The 16,558-nt window shown below is 62.9% G+C and carries 24 protein-coding genes and 2 tRNA genes; 20 read left to right on the forward strand and 6 right to left on the reverse strand.

Annotated features, from left to right (window positions below):
• The first annotated feature begins 10 nt into the window (after positions 1-10).
• From HALLA_RS08475 to HALLA_RS08485, 3 genes are all read left to right on the forward strand, one after another.
• On the forward strand, positions 11-199 hold the full coding sequence (locus HALLA_RS08475; protein ID WP_049952940.1) for a hypothetical protein: 189 nt from the start codon (positions 11-13) through the stop codon (positions 197-199).
• A 62-nt stretch (positions 200-261) separates the two neighbouring features.
• Complete coding sequence (locus HALLA_RS08480; protein WP_049952941.1) at positions 262-480, forward strand: DUF7535 family protein; 219 nt, start codon at positions 262-264, stop codon at positions 478-480.
• 146 nt (positions 481-626) lie between these two features.
• Entirely contained in the window at positions 627-1,214 is a 588-nt protein-coding gene (locus HALLA_RS08485; protein ID WP_049952942.1) for an NAD(P)/FAD-dependent oxidoreductase, read from the forward strand.
• Between the two features lie 93 nt (positions 1,215-1,307).
• On the opposite strand, the gene HALLA_RS08490 is transcribed toward HALLA_RS08485, so the two are convergent.
• Positions 1,308-1,547: a hypothetical protein gene (locus HALLA_RS08490; protein ID WP_049952943.1), complete on the reverse strand. Its 240-nt coding sequence runs from the start codon at positions 1,545-1,547 to the stop codon at positions 1,308-1,310.
• Positions 1,548-1,599: 52 nt separating this feature from the next.
• Positions 1,600-2,304, reverse strand: a complete 705-nt coding sequence (locus tag HALLA_RS08495; protein WP_049952944.1) for a helix-turn-helix domain-containing protein — start codon at positions 2,302-2,304, stop codon at positions 1,600-1,602.
• A 139-nt stretch (positions 2,305-2,443) separates the two neighbouring features.
• Here HALLA_RS08495 and moaA point away from each other — a divergent pair, with 139 nt between their 5' ends.
• Positions 2,444-3,475, forward strand: coding sequence for a GTP 3',8-cyclase MoaA (moaA, locus tag HALLA_RS08500; RefSeq protein ID WP_049952945.1), 1,032 nt, complete (start codon positions 2,444-2,446; stop codon positions 3,473-3,475).
• Between the two features lie 9 nt (positions 3,476-3,484).
• Here the strand turns inward: moaA and HALLA_RS08505 are convergent, their stop codons facing one another.
• From HALLA_RS08505 to HALLA_RS08515, 3 genes are read right to left on the reverse strand one after another with little or no spacing between them, the layout of a single operon-like run.
• Complete coding sequence (locus tag HALLA_RS08505; protein WP_049952946.1) at positions 3,485-4,018, reverse strand: DUF7519 family protein; 534 nt, start codon at positions 4,016-4,018, stop codon at positions 3,485-3,487.
• Entirely contained in the window at positions 4,015-5,985 is a 1,971-nt protein-coding gene (locus tag HALLA_RS08510) for a DUF58 domain-containing protein (protein ID WP_049952947.1), read from the reverse strand. Before HALLA_RS08510 ends, HALLA_RS08505 begins: the two co-directional genes overlap by 4 nt.
• Positions 5,982-6,923, reverse strand: a complete 942-nt coding sequence (locus HALLA_RS08515) for a DUF4129 domain-containing protein (protein WP_049952948.1) — start codon at positions 6,921-6,923, stop codon at positions 5,982-5,984. Before HALLA_RS08515 ends, HALLA_RS08510 begins: the two co-directional genes overlap by 4 nt.
• 220 nt (positions 6,924-7,143) lie before the next feature.
• Here HALLA_RS08515 and HALLA_RS08520 point away from each other — a divergent pair.
• The 13 genes from HALLA_RS08520 (at position 7,144) to rpsB (ending at position 13,332) form a co-directional block, all read left to right on the forward strand.
• Positions 7,144-7,226: transfer RNA gene (locus tag HALLA_RS08520), tRNA-Ser, on the forward strand.
• 70 nt (positions 7,227-7,296) lie between these two features.
• Positions 7,297-7,821, forward strand: coding sequence for a 30S ribosomal protein S13 (locus tag HALLA_RS08525; RefSeq protein WP_049952949.1), 525 nt, complete (start codon positions 7,297-7,299; stop codon positions 7,819-7,821).
• Entirely contained in the window at positions 7,821-8,342 is a 522-nt protein-coding gene (locus HALLA_RS08530) for a 30S ribosomal protein S4 (protein WP_049952950.1), read from the forward strand. Before HALLA_RS08525 ends, HALLA_RS08530 begins: the two co-directional genes overlap by 1 nt.
• Complete coding sequence (locus tag HALLA_RS08535) at positions 8,343-8,729, forward strand: 30S ribosomal protein S11 (RefSeq protein ID WP_049952951.1); 387 nt, start codon at positions 8,343-8,345, stop codon at positions 8,727-8,729.
• A gap of 4 nt (positions 8,730-8,733) precedes the next feature.
• Positions 8,734-9,483, forward strand: a complete 750-nt coding sequence (locus HALLA_RS08540; RefSeq protein WP_049952952.1) for a DNA-directed RNA polymerase subunit D — start codon at positions 8,734-8,736, stop codon at positions 9,481-9,483.
• A gap of 134 nt (positions 9,484-9,617) precedes the next feature.
• A tRNA-Leu gene (locus HALLA_RS08545) sits at positions 9,618-9,702 on the forward strand.
• Between the two features lie 59 nt (positions 9,703-9,761).
• Positions 9,762-10,115, forward strand: a complete 354-nt coding sequence (locus tag HALLA_RS08550; protein ID WP_049952953.1) for a 50S ribosomal protein L18e — start codon at positions 9,762-9,764, stop codon at positions 10,113-10,115.
• A complete protein-coding gene (locus HALLA_RS08555; protein WP_049952954.1) occupies positions 10,112-10,561 on the forward strand; it encodes a 50S ribosomal protein L13 in 450 nt (149 codons plus the stop codon). Before HALLA_RS08550 ends, HALLA_RS08555 begins: the two co-directional genes overlap by 4 nt.
• The gene (locus tag HALLA_RS08560; protein WP_049952955.1) at positions 10,555-10,953 is read left to right on the forward strand and encodes a 30S ribosomal protein S9; all 399 of its coding nucleotides are present in this window, start codon (positions 10,555-10,557) and stop codon (positions 10,951-10,953) included. Before HALLA_RS08555 ends, HALLA_RS08560 begins: the two co-directional genes overlap by 7 nt.
• A 12-nt stretch (positions 10,954-10,965) precedes the next feature.
• Positions 10,966-11,160, forward strand: a complete 195-nt coding sequence (locus tag HALLA_RS08565; protein ID WP_049952956.1) for a DNA-directed RNA polymerase subunit N — start codon at positions 10,966-10,968, stop codon at positions 11,158-11,160.
• Positions 11,160-11,339: a DNA-directed RNA polymerase subunit K gene (locus tag HALLA_RS08570; protein WP_049952957.1), complete on the forward strand. Its 180-nt coding sequence runs from the start codon at positions 11,160-11,162 to the stop codon at positions 11,337-11,339. The genes HALLA_RS08565 and HALLA_RS08570 overlap by 1 nt, the downstream gene beginning before the upstream one ends.
• Positions 11,336-12,541: a phosphopyruvate hydratase gene (eno, locus tag HALLA_RS08575; RefSeq protein WP_049952958.1), complete on the forward strand. Its 1,206-nt coding sequence runs from the start codon at positions 11,336-11,338 to the stop codon at positions 12,539-12,541. Before HALLA_RS08570 ends, eno begins: the two co-directional genes overlap by 4 nt.
• Positions 12,538-13,332 carry a 30S ribosomal protein S2 gene (rpsB, locus tag HALLA_RS08580; protein ID WP_049952959.1) on the forward strand — a complete coding sequence of 265 codons (795 nt, stop codon included), beginning with the start codon at positions 12,538-12,540 and terminating at the stop codon, positions 13,330-13,332. The genes eno and rpsB overlap by 4 nt, the downstream gene beginning before the upstream one ends.
• Positions 13,333-13,443: 111 nt before the next feature.
• Here rpsB and HALLA_RS08585 read toward each other — a convergent pair whose 3' ends face one another.
• Positions 13,444-14,367: a thiamine-phosphate synthase family protein gene (locus tag HALLA_RS08585; RefSeq protein ID WP_049952960.1), complete on the reverse strand. Its 924-nt coding sequence runs from the start codon at positions 14,365-14,367 to the stop codon at positions 13,444-13,446.
• A 117-nt stretch (positions 14,368-14,484) separates the two neighbouring features.
• On the opposite strand from HALLA_RS08585, the gene HALLA_RS21610 reads away from it, so the two are divergent.
• From HALLA_RS21610 to HALLA_RS08595, 3 genes are all read left to right on the forward strand, one after another.
• Positions 14,485-14,613, forward strand: coding sequence for a hypothetical protein (locus HALLA_RS21610; protein ID WP_277921454.1), 129 nt, complete (start codon positions 14,485-14,487; stop codon positions 14,611-14,613).
• A gap of 98 nt (positions 14,614-14,711) precedes the next feature.
• Positions 14,712-15,698: a mevalonate kinase gene (gene mvk, locus HALLA_RS08590; protein WP_049952961.1), complete on the forward strand. Its 987-nt coding sequence runs from the start codon at positions 14,712-14,714 to the stop codon at positions 15,696-15,698.
• Positions 15,695-16,447, forward strand: a complete 753-nt coding sequence (locus HALLA_RS08595) for an isopentenyl phosphate kinase (RefSeq protein WP_049952962.1) — start codon at positions 15,695-15,697, stop codon at positions 16,445-16,447. The genes mvk and HALLA_RS08595 overlap by 4 nt, the downstream gene beginning before the upstream one ends.
• Positions 16,448-16,558: the final 111 nt, after the last annotated feature.

Below are 16,558 nucleotides of genomic sequence, written 5' to 3' on the forward strand. Positions count from 1 at the left end.
CTGTCAACGAGTGTGTCGGCGGGCAGCGACCAGTCCGCTCGAGGAGTCGCCGGTCGTCGCGCACGGAATCTCTCGGAACGCGGATCGGTTCCTCTCGCTGACCGAAACGCAACTAGCGCTTGAGTATCGGCCTCGAGACGATTCGAGCGACGTTCTCGACGGGACGGACCCCGGGCGTGCCGGGCTCGAAACGGAGTAGTCGATCGGTGACTGTCCGGTGTCTTCGAAAAGGGGATTACCGTGGACCAACAATCTTTACGTATGAGCACTGATGTGTCCGAATCGACGGGTTACGGACCGAACCTCGAAATGTCGACGCTCGGGTATATCGTCGCCGTTCTGATCGCGATTCTGTTGTTGCCGCTTCTTCCGGTAGCCGTCGTCGGCTACGTCCTCTACCGCGTGTTCACCCCGAGCGACGGCGAGCCGGCACGGCGCGGCTGGAATCGTGATTTCGGCGGACCGGGAGACAGTTCCTGAGTCGGCCAGTTCGGTCTCGAGGTTCCGCGTCGTTCCCGAGCGAATTCGGCCGTCCCTTGGGTCTTTCAGTACGACGACACTCTGCGGCAGTCCGTGGTGGGGACACCAACAGCTAACCGAGAGGAAGACCGTAGATACACCTGTTCATGACTGACGTTATCGTCGTCGGCGGCGGCCCCGCCGGCTTGAGCGCAGCACTGTTCACACAGAAAAACGGCCTCGAGACGACCGTCTTCGACACCGACCAAACGTGGATGCACAAGGCGCACCTGTTCAACTATCTCGGACTCGGCTCGGAAGACGGAACGGCCTTCATGGCAACGGCTCGCCGTCAGGTCGAGAGCTACGGCGTCGACCTCCGGCAGGGTGAGGAAGTGACTGACGTCGCCGAGGGTGACGACGGCGGGTTCACGGTCGAAACCGAAGACGAGACGTTCGAGTCCGACTACGTCGTTCTCGCGACGGGTGCCAACCGCGATCTCGCAACCTCCCTCGGCGTTGCCTTCGACGGCGACGTCGTCGACGTCGATATTACGATGGAGACGAGCGTCGACGATGCCTACGCAACGGGAGCCATGGGCCGAGCCGAGGAGTGGCAGGCCGTAATCTCCGCAGGCGACGGCGCCGCAGCCGCGTTGAACATCCTCACGAAAGAGAAGGGCGAACACTACCACGATTTCGACGTTCCGGCCGACGCCGACGCAGCCTTCGGTGGAATGGCCGACGACGAATAAGACTCACAGCGGGACTGCTGACTCAAATTTTTCGAGAAATGACGGTGGCTCGATACTGATGCCGGCGGACCGATACTGACGCCAGCGAGACGATTACTTAATTCTGAACGGATTGTCGTCGTCACCATCATCGCTTTCGTCTTCGGAACCCTCGTTCCCTGGTTCGTCGTCCTCGTAGGGTTTTCGGGCCGTAATCGTGATCGTCGCCTCGGGGTCGTTCGAATCCTCCCACGGGCTGTCGTAGGCCGACAGCTCGATATCGGTGACGTCCCACCCCTCCTCGCTCAACAGCGCGACGAGTCGGCGCTGGTCCTTGAGCATTTCCTCGTTCATGTACGATCGTACAGTCCGTTCCGGGGTATGTCTTGTGTCGATTCCGCCCTCGCTAGTTCGTCGCGTCGGGTTCGATACCCTCGACGGCGCTGGCATCCTCCTCGTCGTGACCGATCGTGACCGCCTCCTCGACCAACGACCGATGCGCTCGTCGAAGCCGCTCGGAGAGCGCCTGGTGGGAGATATCGAGGTCGTTCGACAGCGATTCCATGTCGATATTTCGCGGGATTTCGTAGTACCCGCCCTCGAGCGCCGATACGAGCGTTTCGTACTGCGCATCCGTCAGCCCGTATCGTCCCTCTCGACCTTGGTCGAGATGATGTATTTTCTGAATATCAAGCGAGAACCCCTGACTCGTCGCGAAATCGTAGGTGCTCGCCAGCGAATCGCGTTCGGGAAAGAGCACGCGAAACTGCCACCACCGGCCCTCGCTTGCGGCCTGTAGAATCGTCGCCTTCTCTTCGGTGAGGATGTGAACGATCACCGTCACGTCGTCGATCCAACTCAGCCGATACAGTTGTTCTTCGTCGAGGTCGGTGAGGAGGTCGGCCTCGTCGACGCTCGGGTCCTCCTCGAGCAGTTCCTCGAGACCCGACATCGACGATTCGTCGCCGGAGATCCAGACGTAGGGTATGACGTGGTTCGGACCGTGGGCGACGACGCGTTCGATTTCGACGGAAATGTCGTCGACCGACTCGAGCGTTTCCCGGAGCGCGAACTCGTCGGCCGGAACCGTTAGTTCCGCAATCGTACTCATACACTGAATTACGGGGACCACACTCAAGAAAGACTCCCCTCGATGCTATCGCCGATAGGCGACGATCCGAAACCGAATCCGGTTACGTGATCTGTTTTTCCCCGGCGTCTTTAAGCGGATCCACCCGCAAGAGACGACTATGCTCACCGACGAGTTCGGACGCGACGTCACGGGGGTTCGCGTTTCACTCACCGATCGGTGTAATTTCGATTGCGTCTACTGTCACAACGAAGGGCTCGGAGACACCCGCGGCCCGATGGACCCACAGGACGACGAGATGACGACCGACGACGTGGTCCGCTTTCTCGAGGTCGCCGAGGAGTTCGACGTAGATGCGGTGAAGTTCACCGGCGGCGAACCGATGCTCCGCCAGGATCTCGAGGAAATTATCGCTCGGACGCCCGATTCGATGGAGGTTTCGCTGACGACGAACGGAACCTTCCTCCCGGGTCGCGCCCCCGACCTCGTCGAGGCGGGTCTCGAACGGGTCAACGTCTCGCAGGACGCGCTCGATCCGGACGACTTCGCCGCGGTCACCAAGAGCGGTGCCTACGAGCGGGTGCTCGAGGGCGTCGACGCCGCGCTCGAGGCCGGCCTCGATCCGGTCAAACTCAACATGGTCGTCTTCGAGCACACGGCGGGATACGTTCCCGGGATGGTCGACCACGTCGCCGAGAACGAGGGACTGCAACTCCAGCTCATCGAGTACATGCCCGAGCTGACTGGCAACCCCGAATGGGCGATCGATATCGAGCGGGTCCACGAGTGGCTCGCAGAACGGGCCGACGAGATCGAACACCGGAAGATGCACGACCGAAAGCGCTACTGGATCGCCGCCGATGACGCGAGTGACGGTGCGTCGAAGTCGTCGGGAACCGGTCGTGGTATGGTCGAAATCGTCGATCCCGTCGAGAACCCGACGTTCTGTGCGAACTGCCACCGGGTACGGGTGACCCACGAGGGCTATCTCAAGGGCTGTCTCAACCGCAACGACGACCTCAAGCCGATGGGGGAGATGTCCAAACCCGAGATTCGCGACGCGTTTCACGAGGTCGTCGAACAGCGGGTCCCCTACTACGGCGAGTACATGGTCCGAAACGAGGACGGTCACTGGGTCGTCAACGAAAAGTACCTCGAGGACGGCCCGGACGCGTCGGCGGCGAAAAACTAGCGACGCTGATTACCGGCTTCTTCCGGTCCATTCGCTTTGATCGCGACGCGAACCGAGCGCAACCACGAGAAACGCCGCCGCCAGCACTAACAGCACGACGCCCGTGATTGGCTGCCCGCCAGCCGAGAAGACGTAGACGCCGTATCCGATCGTCGCCGCGACGAGCCCGATCAGGAGACTCGAGATGATGTGGACCGCCTCGAGTCGTGTCGTCTCCGCTTCTCGCCCGAGTTGATCGCCCAGATCCGTCGCGTCGTGGCCGAGGTCCCACGCGAGAACGGTTCCGATCGTCGCGAGCACAGTCAACTCGACGGAGTCTCCCTGCAACCCGCCGGCGACGACGCCGACGAAAATAGCTAACGCGCCGACGTCGATCCCGTTGCGGTCTCCGCGAACCAGTCCGAACGAAAGCAGCGCCAGCCCGAAGACGCCGATTCCGGCCCCATAGATCGATCCCGCACCCGAGACGAGAACAGCGACGATTCCACCGCCGATGGCCGCCGCCCTCGAGAGCGTCGTGGGCCGACGAGTCACGTCGCTCATCTGGCGTCACCAACGTGCATGCGGGCGAAGACATCATCGATCGATTCTCCGGCGTCCCAGTCGATCACGGGGATACCCGCGCGCTGTAAGTCGAACCGCCTGATCCGTCTGCCGACGCGGGCCAGTTGCTGGGCGGTGGTTCGATCCGTCGTCGGATCCGGCGAGACGACGGTTACCGGATAGCCGTACGCTTCCAGTTTTCGGGCGATCTCGAGGCTCGCCTGATCGCACAGCGGCGAGAAAAAGAGGATCTGCGTTTCAGCGGAAAACCGCCGTCGGAGCGTTCGAAGCTGGCCGTACCAGTGTGTTCCGCGACTTGGCGGCACGGAAGCGAACTGCGAATGCGTCGCGAGCAACTGCTCGAATTCGACGCGGTGGTGACGTCCCGCCGCGGGAGCGAGCCAGCAGGGCTCTTGGGTCGAGGAATACCCCTCTTCTGACGACTCCCCTGGACCGAGCGCCGCGAGTCCCACGGTGTCCCCGTTCTCGAGGAGCGTCGCCGCGGTTCGTCCCGCCGCGCTAACGGATCGATCGACGGCGTGTCGCTCGTCGGGCGACGGTGCGAGGTATGACACCTTTCGGGTATCGAGCAGGAGGACGACTCGGGCAGCACGCTCTTCGTGGAACTCGAGGGTTGCGAGCTCTCCCGTTCGGGCGTGGCGCTTCCAGTCGATTCGGTTGAGCGGGTCGTTGCGTCGGTACTCCCGAACGGAGTGAAAGGCGGTTCCGGTGCCGCCGTCGGTCGTCTGGAGACGACCGGAAAACGACGCCGCAGTCGCCCGAAGCGGGATCGAAGCGGCGATCGGACGCAGGACGGGATTGGAGACGATCGACGTTTCCTGACCGACGTACACCTCCCATTCGGCCGATCGAGACGGGTCGCGCGCGAGGACGAGCGCGGGATCGAACTCGTGGGTGCCGCGACGGGCGGTGACGGTGTACTCGAGGGTCACCGATTCACCCGGTCGCAACGCGGTGCCCATTCGGGCCGAGCCGTCGACGACAGCCAGTCCCGGCGGCACGCCGTCGATAACTCTGAGATCGGGGAGCAGTCGGTCGCTCTCGTTGGTCACGGTCAGACTGACATCGATTTCGTCGCCGGGCTCGGGCGAGTCCGTCGACACCGTTCGCTCGAGGTCGACCTTGGGGACGGGCGGATCGAACGCTCGAGCGAAGCCCGCATATCCGACGCCGACGACGCCCGCGAGGACGACTGCAGGGGATTCGGCCAGAGCACCGATCCCGACCGCAAAGAGGGCGACTGCACCGACACCCGTCCAGTACTCGGTCGATCGCTCGCGGGCGTGTTCGGTCCCGTGGACCCGCTTGGTCGTCGTCCGCGGATCGTAGTCGTCCTTCTCGGACACGTCTGCCTCGTACTTCGGAAGCGTCTCCGGAACGGAGTAGGCCGAACGGTCTCCGTATCCGATATTCGCGATGCTCGCTCCAGCCCGTCGAATGCCCTCCCGGAACACCGTCTCGCGATCGAGGGTTGCCGCGAGTCGTTTGCGAAGCGACCTCGAGGGCGGGTCAACCGACTTTGAGAGAAACGCCGCCGCCCGCCGGTCGTCGGTCCACTCGCCGGTCTCGAGTCGAGCCGTCGCCTCCTCGACGGAGCGGCCTTCGAAGCGGGTGAGCACTGCAACGACCGCGGCTCGGAGTCCGTCGACGAACCGACGACTCTGAGTGGTGTACTCATCCGTTGCGTCTCGGAACTGACTGATTGCGTCTCGGAGTGACGATCCCGGCGCGGGGACGCGATAGGTTCGTTCCGGTTCCGGCGTTTTCGTCTGTTCTCGGACACCGCGACGCCGGGAGAGCGCCGAGACGGCTCCGAGCAGCAGTCCACAGGCGACAGCGACCAGACCGCTGCGTCCCATATTGAACCCACCCAGTCCGGACAGGACGGCTATCGCGCCGAGGAACGTTATCACACCGAGTGTGAGCCACCCCCTACGGACGCTCATCGGCCATCACCGTCGGTCGGTCCGCTCATCGACTCCTTTTCGTCGCTAGCGTACTCGGTCTCGATCTGGCGGAGTACGTCCACGGCCCGATCTTCCATTTCGGCCGTCGTCTCCTTGCCGCCGTAGCGGACCTCCTCGAACAGGCGGGTCAGGTCTTCGACGTGATGGCGGGCGAGTCCGGCGGCGATCGCCGCCTCGGCGAACTCGCCGGGCGTGCTCGTCTCCGGCCGGTCGACCTCGAGGAGCCCGGTCATCTCCTCCCAGGCGCGATAGACCTCGTTGTCGACAGCGTCGTCGTCGGCCGCTTCGATTCGCGTCGCAGCGCGACCGGCCGCTTCGCCGACGGCGTGGCGTTCGGTCTCGTCCTCGAGTCCGTGCTCGTCCGCGGCGAGTCCGCTGTCGTCGGAGCGCCGGTTCGTGAGGACGAGTGCCCCGGCGAATATCGCGGTGATGACGCCGAGTACGCCCAGCAGCGGGACGATCGAAATCGGCGTCCGCTCACCCTCGCCCTGCCCTGGAGTTCCGCCGTCTTGTGCTGGCCCCCCGCCTCCGCTTTGATTCATGGCCTCGCCGCTCCATTCGGAACCAAATTCGGCGAGTATCCAGGCTAACGCGACGAGAACGATGCAGACAACGATCGCGGCAGCAGCCAGACGAAGGAGCTCTCGTCGGTGGAAGAGCAAGTACCAGGCCAGTGCGATGGCGATGACGATGAGGAGTGCGTAGACGAGGTACTGGAAAAATTGCGGGATCTCCCCACCGGCTCCGAGTTCGACTCCTGTTTGCCCGTTAGATCCCGAGGTACTCTCCTCGCCGCCGCCCGATCCACCCGTACCGCCCGTCTCGAGCGGCGACTGGATCGTCGCCGCAGTCAATCCGATCGCGACGATAGCGACCAGCGCGGCACCGAGTCGGAGGGCGAGGTCGTTTCGGGACACCTGTTGGTTCGCTTTTTGCGTGGATCACAATAAGTTCAATTGGTTCACACCAGTGAATCGCGACGGCCGGTCGGCCAACGACGTAGCGCCGACTCGAGGAGCCACCTCCTTCGCGCAGTTTCTTTCGTTGCCCTTAAGTACCCGACGAGGGTACCACTCAATGCGATACGTGTAGGGGACGAGTCCCCGAGTCCAGACGGGCGATGATAACAGACACGGTGTCGTGGTAGCCAAGCGGCCCAAGGCGCATGGTTGCTAACCATGTGGCGTCAAGCCTCCGGGGTTCAAATCCCCGCCACGACGTCGGATTCACAGTACTGGCGCGCTTGCGTCAGCATGCAGTGCGCGCACGAAAGACAGAGATACACGACATATGAGCGAGGAAGAACCACAAGAACAAGAAGAGGATGAAGATCTTCAATACTTCGTCCGCATCGGTCAGGCCGACCTCGACGGGACGAAATCCGTCGAACGGTCGCTGTCCGAACTGAACGGTGTCGGTCGACGGACCGCCCGTATCATCGCGGACGAAGCCGAAGTCGACCGGACCGCAACCTTCGGTCGACTGGATGAAGACGTCATCGATGAGGTCGTCGAACTCGTCGAAAACTACGCCGAAGAAGTGCCCGAGTGGCTTACGAATCGCCAGCGGGACTTCTACACCGGCGAAACCACCCACGAGATCGGTAACGACCTCCAGTTGACTCGACAGCAAGATATCAACCGGATGAAGATGATCGACTCCTACAAAGGCGCCCGCCACAAGCGCGGCCAGAAGGTTCGCGGACAGCGAACCAAGTCCACGGGTCGGACCGAAGGGACGATCGGAGTCAACGTCGAAGAGATCCGCGAAGAGCAGGCGGAGGAAGCCGCCGCCGCCGAGGAGGATGACGAATAATGCCACTCGGAACGGACACCAAAAACTACGAGACCCCGAATCACCCCTACCAGGGCGAACGCATCGCCAGCGAGCACTCACTGCTCGATCGCTACGGCTTGGCGAACAAAGAAGAGCTCTGGCGTGCACAGTCCCAGCTTCGCTCCTACCGGCGCGAGGCTCGTGACCTGCTCGCACAGCCAGCGGACGAAGAAGCCGTCGCGCGCCGAACCGAGGAGTTCCTCGGCCGGCTCACCCGCGTCGGCTATCTCGACGAAGCGGACGAACTCGGCGACGTGCTCTCGCTCGAGATCGAGGACGTCCTCGAGCGTCGTCTCCAGACGCTCGTCTACCGAAACGGACTGGCGAACACGCCACAGCAGGCGCGTCAGTTCATCGGGCACGGCCACGTGGTCGTCGGCGATAGCCGACATACGGTGCCGTCCTACGTCGTCGATATCGACGAGGAAGACGACATCGAGTTCGACGAGAACAGTCCACTCGCGGACGAACTCCACCCGGAACGAGCGGAGGAACAATAAATGGCAGACGACGACAAATGGGGCGTTGCCCACGTACACGCATCGTTCAATAACACCATCATGACCGTGACCGACCTCACGGGCGCGGAGACGATCGCGAAGTCCTCCGGCGGGACCGCGGTCAAACAAAACCGCGACGAAGCGTCGCCGTACGCCGCCATGCAGATGGCCGAAGCGGTGGCCGAAGAGGTCAAAGCTGCCGGCATCACGGGCCTGCACGTCCGCGTTCGCGGCCCCGGTGGCAACTTGCAGAAGTCACCCGGACCCGGCGCACAGGCAACGATTCGCGCGCTCGCCCGTTCCGGTATCGAGATCGGTCGCATCGAGGACGTCACGCCGATCCCGCACGACGGATCGCGTGCCCCGAAAGGCAAAGGCGGATACTAGACCCATGACAGAAGAGTACGACGTCGAGTTCGTCGAAACCGGGGATCGAAAGGCCCGATTCCTCGTTCGCGGGGTCACCCCCGCGTTCGCAAACGGCCTCCGTCGAGCGATGGTCGCCGACGTGCCGACGATGGCCATCGACGAAGTGCGATTCATCGAAAATTCGTCGGTGATGTTCGACGAACAGCTCGCGCTTCGACTCGGGCTCGTCCCGCTTTCGACCCCCCCAGAAGGCGAGTTCGTCGACGGCGATACCGTCACGCTCTCGATCGACGTCGAAGGGCCAGGAACGGCATACTCGGGCGATCTCGTCTCGAGTGATAGCCTCGTCCAGCCGGCCGAGGACAACGTGCCGATCATCGACCTCAAAGACGACCAGCGTCTCGAGGCCGAGGCCGACGCCGTCATCGAGCGCGGGAAAAATCACGCCAAACATCAGGGCGGCGTGGCCGTCGGTTACCGACACCTCCAGCGCGTGTCGGTCGACGGTGACCTTCCCGAGTTCGAGGACGAACGGTCCCAGATCGTTCGCGGCGTCATCGAGGACGACGGCGAGTTGATCCCGACCAGCGAGTTCGACGACGATCTGTCCAACCGGTATCCCGGCAAGGAAGTGAGCGTCGAAGACGTGCCGAACGCCTTCGTCTTCCACGTCGAGACCGACGGATCGTTCACCGTCGCCGAACTCGTCACGCGAGCCGTCGACACGCTCGAGGCTCGCGCGACGGAACTCGAAGAAGCAGTACAGCTATAATTAACGGATGACACTACCCCTACACCCTCACACCCAGACGACGGCCGCCGCTGCCGCACGCTACGAGAGCGGCGCGCCGACAGTCACGCGAACCGAAAGGGGTTTGAAGGGGCGAGGGGTAGACGGAAGTGCGGGCAGGGATAGCCAAGTCAGGCCAACGGCGCAGCGTTCAGGGCGCTGTCTCGTAGGAGTCCGCAGGTTCAAATCCTGCTCCCTGCATCACTTCTTCGCGGCTCTCGCGTCGAGAGCCGCCCCTTTGCAGCATTTGGAGGACACCAATGAGTAGTAAAACCAATCCGAGGCTCAACGATCTTATCGCCGAGCTGAAGTCCGCCTCGCGGAGTGCGGACGCAGACGTCTGGCGTGATATTGCGGATCGTCTCGAGAAACCCCGTCGGAGTCACGCGGAAGTGAACCTGGGGCGTATCGAGCGGTACGCACGAGAAGAAGAGACTGTCGTCGTTCCCGGCAAGGTGCTGGGTTCGGGCGCACTCCAGAAAAACGTCACCGTCGCCGCCGTCGACTTCTCGTCGTCGGCAGAGACCAAAATCGATCAGGTCGGCGAACCAGTACCGCTCGAGCAAGTGCTCGAAGAAAACCCAGAAGGAAGCAACGTCCGGGTGATTGCATGAGCTACGCAGAGTTCGATGCCGACGTCGTCGTCGACGCTCGAGACTGTATCCTCGGTCGCGTGGCCAGCCAGGTCGCACAGCGCGCACTGGACGGCGAAACGGTCGCCGTGGTCAACGCCGAAGATGCGGTCATCACCGGCGACAGAGACGACGTTATCGGGACCTACCGGACGCGAACGCAGCTCAGTTCAGATCAGGGGCCGGCGTACCCGCGACGTCCGGACATGATCTTCAAGCGATCCATCCGTGGGATGTTGCCACACAAGAAACCGCGCGGCCGCGAGGCGTTCGAAGGCGTCCGCGTCTACGTCGGCAACCCCTACGAGAACGACGACGACCGCGAGGCAGAGATCCTCGAGGACACGTCGCTCGATCGCCTCTCGAACATCCGCTTCGTTCACCTTCACGAAGTCGCAGAACAGTTAGGTGCTAACGTCACATGGTAACGAACACAAGTGGTAAAAAGAAGACTGCCGTCGCTCGTGCAACCGTACAGGACGGCGAAGGTCGCGTCAGAATCAACTCCCAGCCGGTCGAGCTGGTCGAGCCGGAAATGTCCCAGCTCAAAATGCTCGAGCCGTTCCGCATCGCCGGTGACGACCTCCGAGACGGAGTCGATATCGACGTTCGCGTCGAGGGTGGCGGTATCAGCGGACAGGCAGACGCCGTCCGAACCGCCATCGCTCGAGGGATCGTCCAGCACGCAAACGATGCCGAACTTCGCGACGCCTACATGGAGTTCGATCGCTCGTTGCTCGTCAACGACGTTCGCCAGTCCGAACCCAAAAAGTGGGGCGGTCCCGGCGCTCGGGCGCGCTACCAGAAATCGTACCGCTAAGGTGATTCAGATATGATGGTACCGGTCCGGTGTTTCACGTGTGGTAACGTCGTCGCCGAACACTGGGAAGAATTCGACGAACGAGCGAACGAGGGAGACGAGGATCCGGAGGCAGTGCTGGACGAACTCGGCGTCGAGCGTTACTGCTGTCGGCGAATGCTCGTCTCACACCGTGATCTCGTCGACGTCGTCTCACCATACCAGTAATGCAACAGCAACACTACAACCGATACGAGAAAGCACGAATCCTCGGCGCTCGAGCGCTGCAGGTGTCCTACGGTGCGCCCGTTCTGATCGACACCAACCAGACCGAGCCGATTCTCGTCGCCGCCGAAGAGTACGACGCCGATGCACTGCCGTTTACGGTTAAACGAGGGAAGAAATGACGCTGATCACCGACGTTCGACTCCGACGGATCCTCGATTCTCGAGGGAATCCCACTGTCGAGGCCGACGTGCTGACCGAAAGCGGCGGGTTCGGTCGCGCCGCAGCCCCATCGGGGGCGAGCACGGGCGAATACGAGGCGATCGAACGTCCCGCGAGCGAGGCGATCGCGGCGGCGCGCGAACACGCTGTTCCGCGACTCGTCGGTGAGGCGTACGCGGGCAACCAGCGCGAAGTCGACGGCGCACTTCGCGCGGCCGACGGAACGGACGACTTCTCGAAGATCGGTGCCAACAGCGCCGTCGCCATCTCGATGGCCGCGGCGAAAGCCGGTGCCGACGTGCTGGGCGCGCCGCTGTTCCAGCACCTGGGGGGAACGTTCCGCGGACAGAACTTCCCGATTCCGCTCGGAAACGTCGTCGGTGGCGGCGAACACGCCGCCGATGCGACCGACATTCAGGAGTTCCTCTCCGCACCTGTCGGCGCGCCGAGCGTCGACGATGCCGTCTTTGCGAACGCGGCCGTTCACGCGAAGGTGTCGGACCTTCTGGCAGAACGCGGCGTCGCCTGCGGGAAAGGTGACGAAGGGGCGTGGGCACCGTCGATCGACGACGACGAAGCGTTCGAACTCGTCGACGAAGCCGTGTCGGCCGTCTCCGATGAGGTCGGCTTCGAAATCGGCTTCGGGCTCGACGTCGCCGCCGCGGAGATGTACGACGACGAAAACGACGTCTACGAGTACAGCGACACGACCTGTACCACCGACGAGCAGATCGAATACATCGCGACGCTCGTCGACGAATACGATCTCGTCTACGTCGAGGACCCGCTCGACGAAAACGACTACGGCGCGTTCGCGGAACTGACCGACAGGGTTGGGGACCAGACGCTCATCTGCGGTGACGATCTGTTCGTCACCAACACCGAGCGACTCGCCACCGGAATCGATCGCGGCGCGGCAAACAGCATCCTGATCAAGCCGAACCAGATCGGGACGCTCACCGACGCCTTCGATGCGATCGAACTCGCGACCGAACACGGCTACGATTCAGTCGTCTCCCACCGATCGGGCGAGACCGAAGACGCGACGATCGCACACCTCGCCGTCGCAACCGATGCCCCGTTCATCAAGACGGGCGCCGTCGGCGGCGAGCGAACCGCAAAGCTCAACGAGCTCATCAGAATCGCAGACGACGCGACATGACTGAAAACGACGCACAACAGGAAGGGCTCGACGCCGCCGAGGAGGAGATCGACGAGGAGCCAGCCGAAGGGGCTGGCCCCGCCGCCGATCCCGCCGACGACGTCGAGCCAGTAGACGAACAGCCCGCCGACGCCGACGAACCGGCCGAGGCCGAACCAGACGAGGACGACGCAGGTCCGACCCTCGACGACGACGTGATGTCCGACGAGGAAGCGGATCTGCTCATCCCCGTCGAGGACTACCTCGGTGCCGGTGTTCACATCGGTACCCAGCAAAAGACCGCGGACATGGAGCGGTTCATCCACCGCGTCCGAACCGACGGTCTGTACGTCCTCGACGTCTCGAAGACCGACGGTCGCATCCGAACGGCCGCGGAGTTCCTCTCGAACTACGAGGCCGAACAGGTGCTTGTCACCTCGAGTCGCCAGTACGGTCGGTTCCCGGCGGAGAAGTTCGCCGAGGCCGTCGGCGCTCGAGCGCGAACGGGTCGGTTCATCCCGGGGACGCTCACCAATCCGAAGTACGACGGCTACATCGAACCCGATGTCGTCGTGGTCACGGACCCGATCGGTGACGCCCAGGCCGTCAAGGAGGCCATCACCGTCGGGATTCCCGTCATCGCAATGTGTGACTCGAACAACCAGACCAGTAACGTCGACCTCGTCGTTCCGACGAACAACAAGGGTCGAAAGGCTCTGTCGGTCGTCTACTGGCTGCTCGCGAACGAAGTCCTCGACAAGCGCGGTGCCGAACCGTCGTACTCGCTCGAGGACTTCGAAAGTATGGTCTGATTCGACGCGAATTTTCTCGTTTCTGCCGATCGTGGTCTCCGAGACGATTCGAGAGCGGTGCGTGTGCCAATACGTGGTCGCGTGCTCGAGAAAACCGATCGCTGCTCCCAACTAGTTCGAGGCGGTTTCGACCAGTTCCTGCAGCCGATCGGCCGCATCAGTCGCCGTGGCACCGAAGACGAAGGTGATCGGTTCGATGCCGAACGCGCCTTCGTGATAGAGGATCTGTGGGACAGCGCCTCGGTCGCGAAACGTCGTCTCGAGGCGGTCGGCCCGATCCTCGTAACTGGCGTCGAACGCGAGTGGGTCGTACCCAAGCGATCTGGCGGCCTCGAGCAGTCGGTCGTCGGTCGCGACGTTGATCGCCCCGCGCGTGTCCGGGCCGGCCGCCTTCGCTGCCAGCAGCGCCGTCGCGACGTGGCTCGAGGCGCCGAACTCGGGATTGGCCGGCACTTCGACGCGCCCGCTCATCGAATAGATCCGACCGGGAATCGCGGCAACGTCGGTTTCGTCGCCGGCATCCGGTAGGGCCATTCCGACGTTGGTGCCGACGTTCGGGACGTACTCGGCCATCCCCGGAATGGTCGCGAGCGTACGCGCGGCCGACCGAACGTCCGCGAGGACCTCGCGTTCTACCCGAACGTCCGTATCGAGTCCACGAACGCAGAGGTCACAGCCGAGTCCCTGCAGTTCGGGCATCTCCGTTTCGTGGAGTTCGCAGATTGGGCCCCGATCCTCGAGGCGGTGGATCAACGCGAGGAGTTCAGCGAGCGCGTCGTAGCCGTCCATCGAGCCGGTATGAATACCCTCCGCTAACCGGTCGACCGTCGCGATCGTGTCCGGATCGTTTCGAAAGCGCCCATCGCCGCCCGCCTCACCGGCGACGTATTTGCTGATCGCGGCCTGCGTAACGCTTAGTTCGGCTGCGATTTCGTTCTGGGTCATCCCGCGTTCAGAGAGTCGTCTCGCGAGCACCGCCCTGACCGTCGGAAGAAATCGATCGACGACGAGTTCGCTCGGCAGGACCAGCGACATTTGCTCGAGGGTTGTAGTGACAGGGCCATAAGTCCGACTACACTGCTCGAGACGACCGAGCGATCAATGACGAGAAAGCAACGAAAGACATACCTGTCGAGACTCGACAGTGAACGTATGAGACAGTATCTCTTCTCGTTCGAAGAAGGACAAATCCCGCCTGCGGTGATGCTAGCCACCGGCCTTCTGTTCGCGATTTTCGCGGTCGGGATCGTCTACCAGGTGCTCACTGCGCTTGTTCTCTGAAGCGAACGCAACAGTATCGGTCTGCGTGACTGTGTCGATCACTTACATAGAATCTCGGGAAGACAGGTATTAAGCCGGGAGACGCGAATCTGTCGATAATGGCACTCTCGAGCGCTCCCGGGAAGGTGTATCTCTTTGGGGAGCACGCAGTCGTCTACGGCGAGCCCGCGGTTCCGTGTGCGATCGAGCAACGAGCGCGAGTCGGCGTCGAACGGCGTGACGACGAGAAGATCCGAGTCGAAGCGGAGGACCTCAGCCTCGACGGGTTTACCGTCGAGTACGGTGGACGGACCGAAGACGAGCCCGATATCGACGTTTCCGAGTCGCTGCTCGCAGCCGCGACGGGCTACGTCGACGAGGCAATTTCGCAGGTCCGGTCCGTGACCGGAGAGGAGGACGTCGGCTTCGACGTCACCATCGAGAGCGACATCCCGCTGGGGGCGGGGCTCGGTTCGTCCGCTGCCGTCGCCGTCGCCGCGATCGACGCGGGAACGCGCGAACTTGGAACCACGCTCGAGGCCGAAGAGATCGCAGACCGAGCGTTTCGAACCGAATACGAGGTACAGGACGGGCAGGCCTCAAGGGCGGACACGTTCTGTTCGGCGACCGGCGGCGCGGTTCGCGTCGAGGGCGACGACTGTCGGACGATCGACGCGCCCGATCTACCGATCGTGATCGGATTCGACGGCGGCGCGGGCGATACCGGAAAGCTCGTCTCCGCTGTCCGTGATCTCCGCGCGGAGTACGAATTTGCATCCAACACCGTCGATTCGATCGGAAACATCGTCCGGAACGGTGAGCAGGCACTCGAGAACGGTGACGTGGAGGAACTCGGTCGGTTGATGAACTTCAACCACGGCTTGCTCTCGGCGCTTGGGGTCTCGTCCCGATCGCTCGACGCGATGGTCTGGGCGGCACGCGATGCCGATGCCTACGGCGCGAAACTGACGGGTTCGGGCGGTGGCGGCTGTATCGTTGCACTCGATCCCACCGAAGCGACAGAAACGGCGCTGAAGTTCACGCCCGGCTGTGAAGACGCGTTCCGAGCGGAACTCGCGGACGAGGGAGTGTGTCGACTCGAATGAGCGCGACGATTCTGAAACTCGGCGGAAGCGTTGTCACCGACAAGGAACGACCGGAAACGCTCGACGGACCGGCGCTCGAGAGATCGGCGGCCGCGGTCGCGTCGGCGCTCGCCGAGGGGGCCCTCGAAGACGGGCTGGTCATCGTCCACGGCGGCGGTAGCTTCGGGCATCACCACGCGAGCGAACACGGCGTCACGACGACCGAGGGGACCGACGAAATCGGAGCGGTAACGGATATTCACGGTGCGATGGAGACCTTAAACCGGTTCGTACTCTCTCGACTCCACGAACAGGACGTGCCCGCAGTTCCCGTCCATCCGTTCTCGACGGCCTACCGAGACGAGGCGGGAACGCTTCACCTACCCACTGGACAGATTGACGCGATGCTCGAAGCAGGATTCGTTCCCGTACTCTACGGAGACATCGTCGCGACGGCTGAGTCGGGTGCAACGATTATCAGCGGCGACGAACTGGTCACCCACCTGGCTCGAGCGCTCGGCGCAGACCGCGTCGGACTCTGTTCGACCGTTCCCGGCGTACTCGACGAGGATGGTGCGGTCGTCGACCGAATCACGTCGTTCGAAGACGTGGATGCGATTCTCGGTGAAAGCGAGGCGACGGACGTGACGGGCGGCATGGCGGGGAAGGTCCGAACGCTGCTCGAGCTCGAGGCCCCGGCGTCGATCTTCGGCCTGGAGTCGATCGACTCGTTTCTGGCTGGCGACGCAGTGGGGACGTCAATCGAGTAAGCTGGAGTCGAATTTGACCCGTCGATAGGCGGGAGAGCGTGACAGTCGTTGCTGGGGCCACTGACAACGAATTATCCCAACCCACTGCGTTTTTAACACCCCGGCGTGTAC

Source organism: Halostagnicola larsenii XH-48, assembly GCF_000517625.1.
Taxonomy (GTDB): Archaea; Halobacteriota; Halobacteria; order Halobacteriales; family Natrialbaceae; genus Halostagnicola; species Halostagnicola larsenii.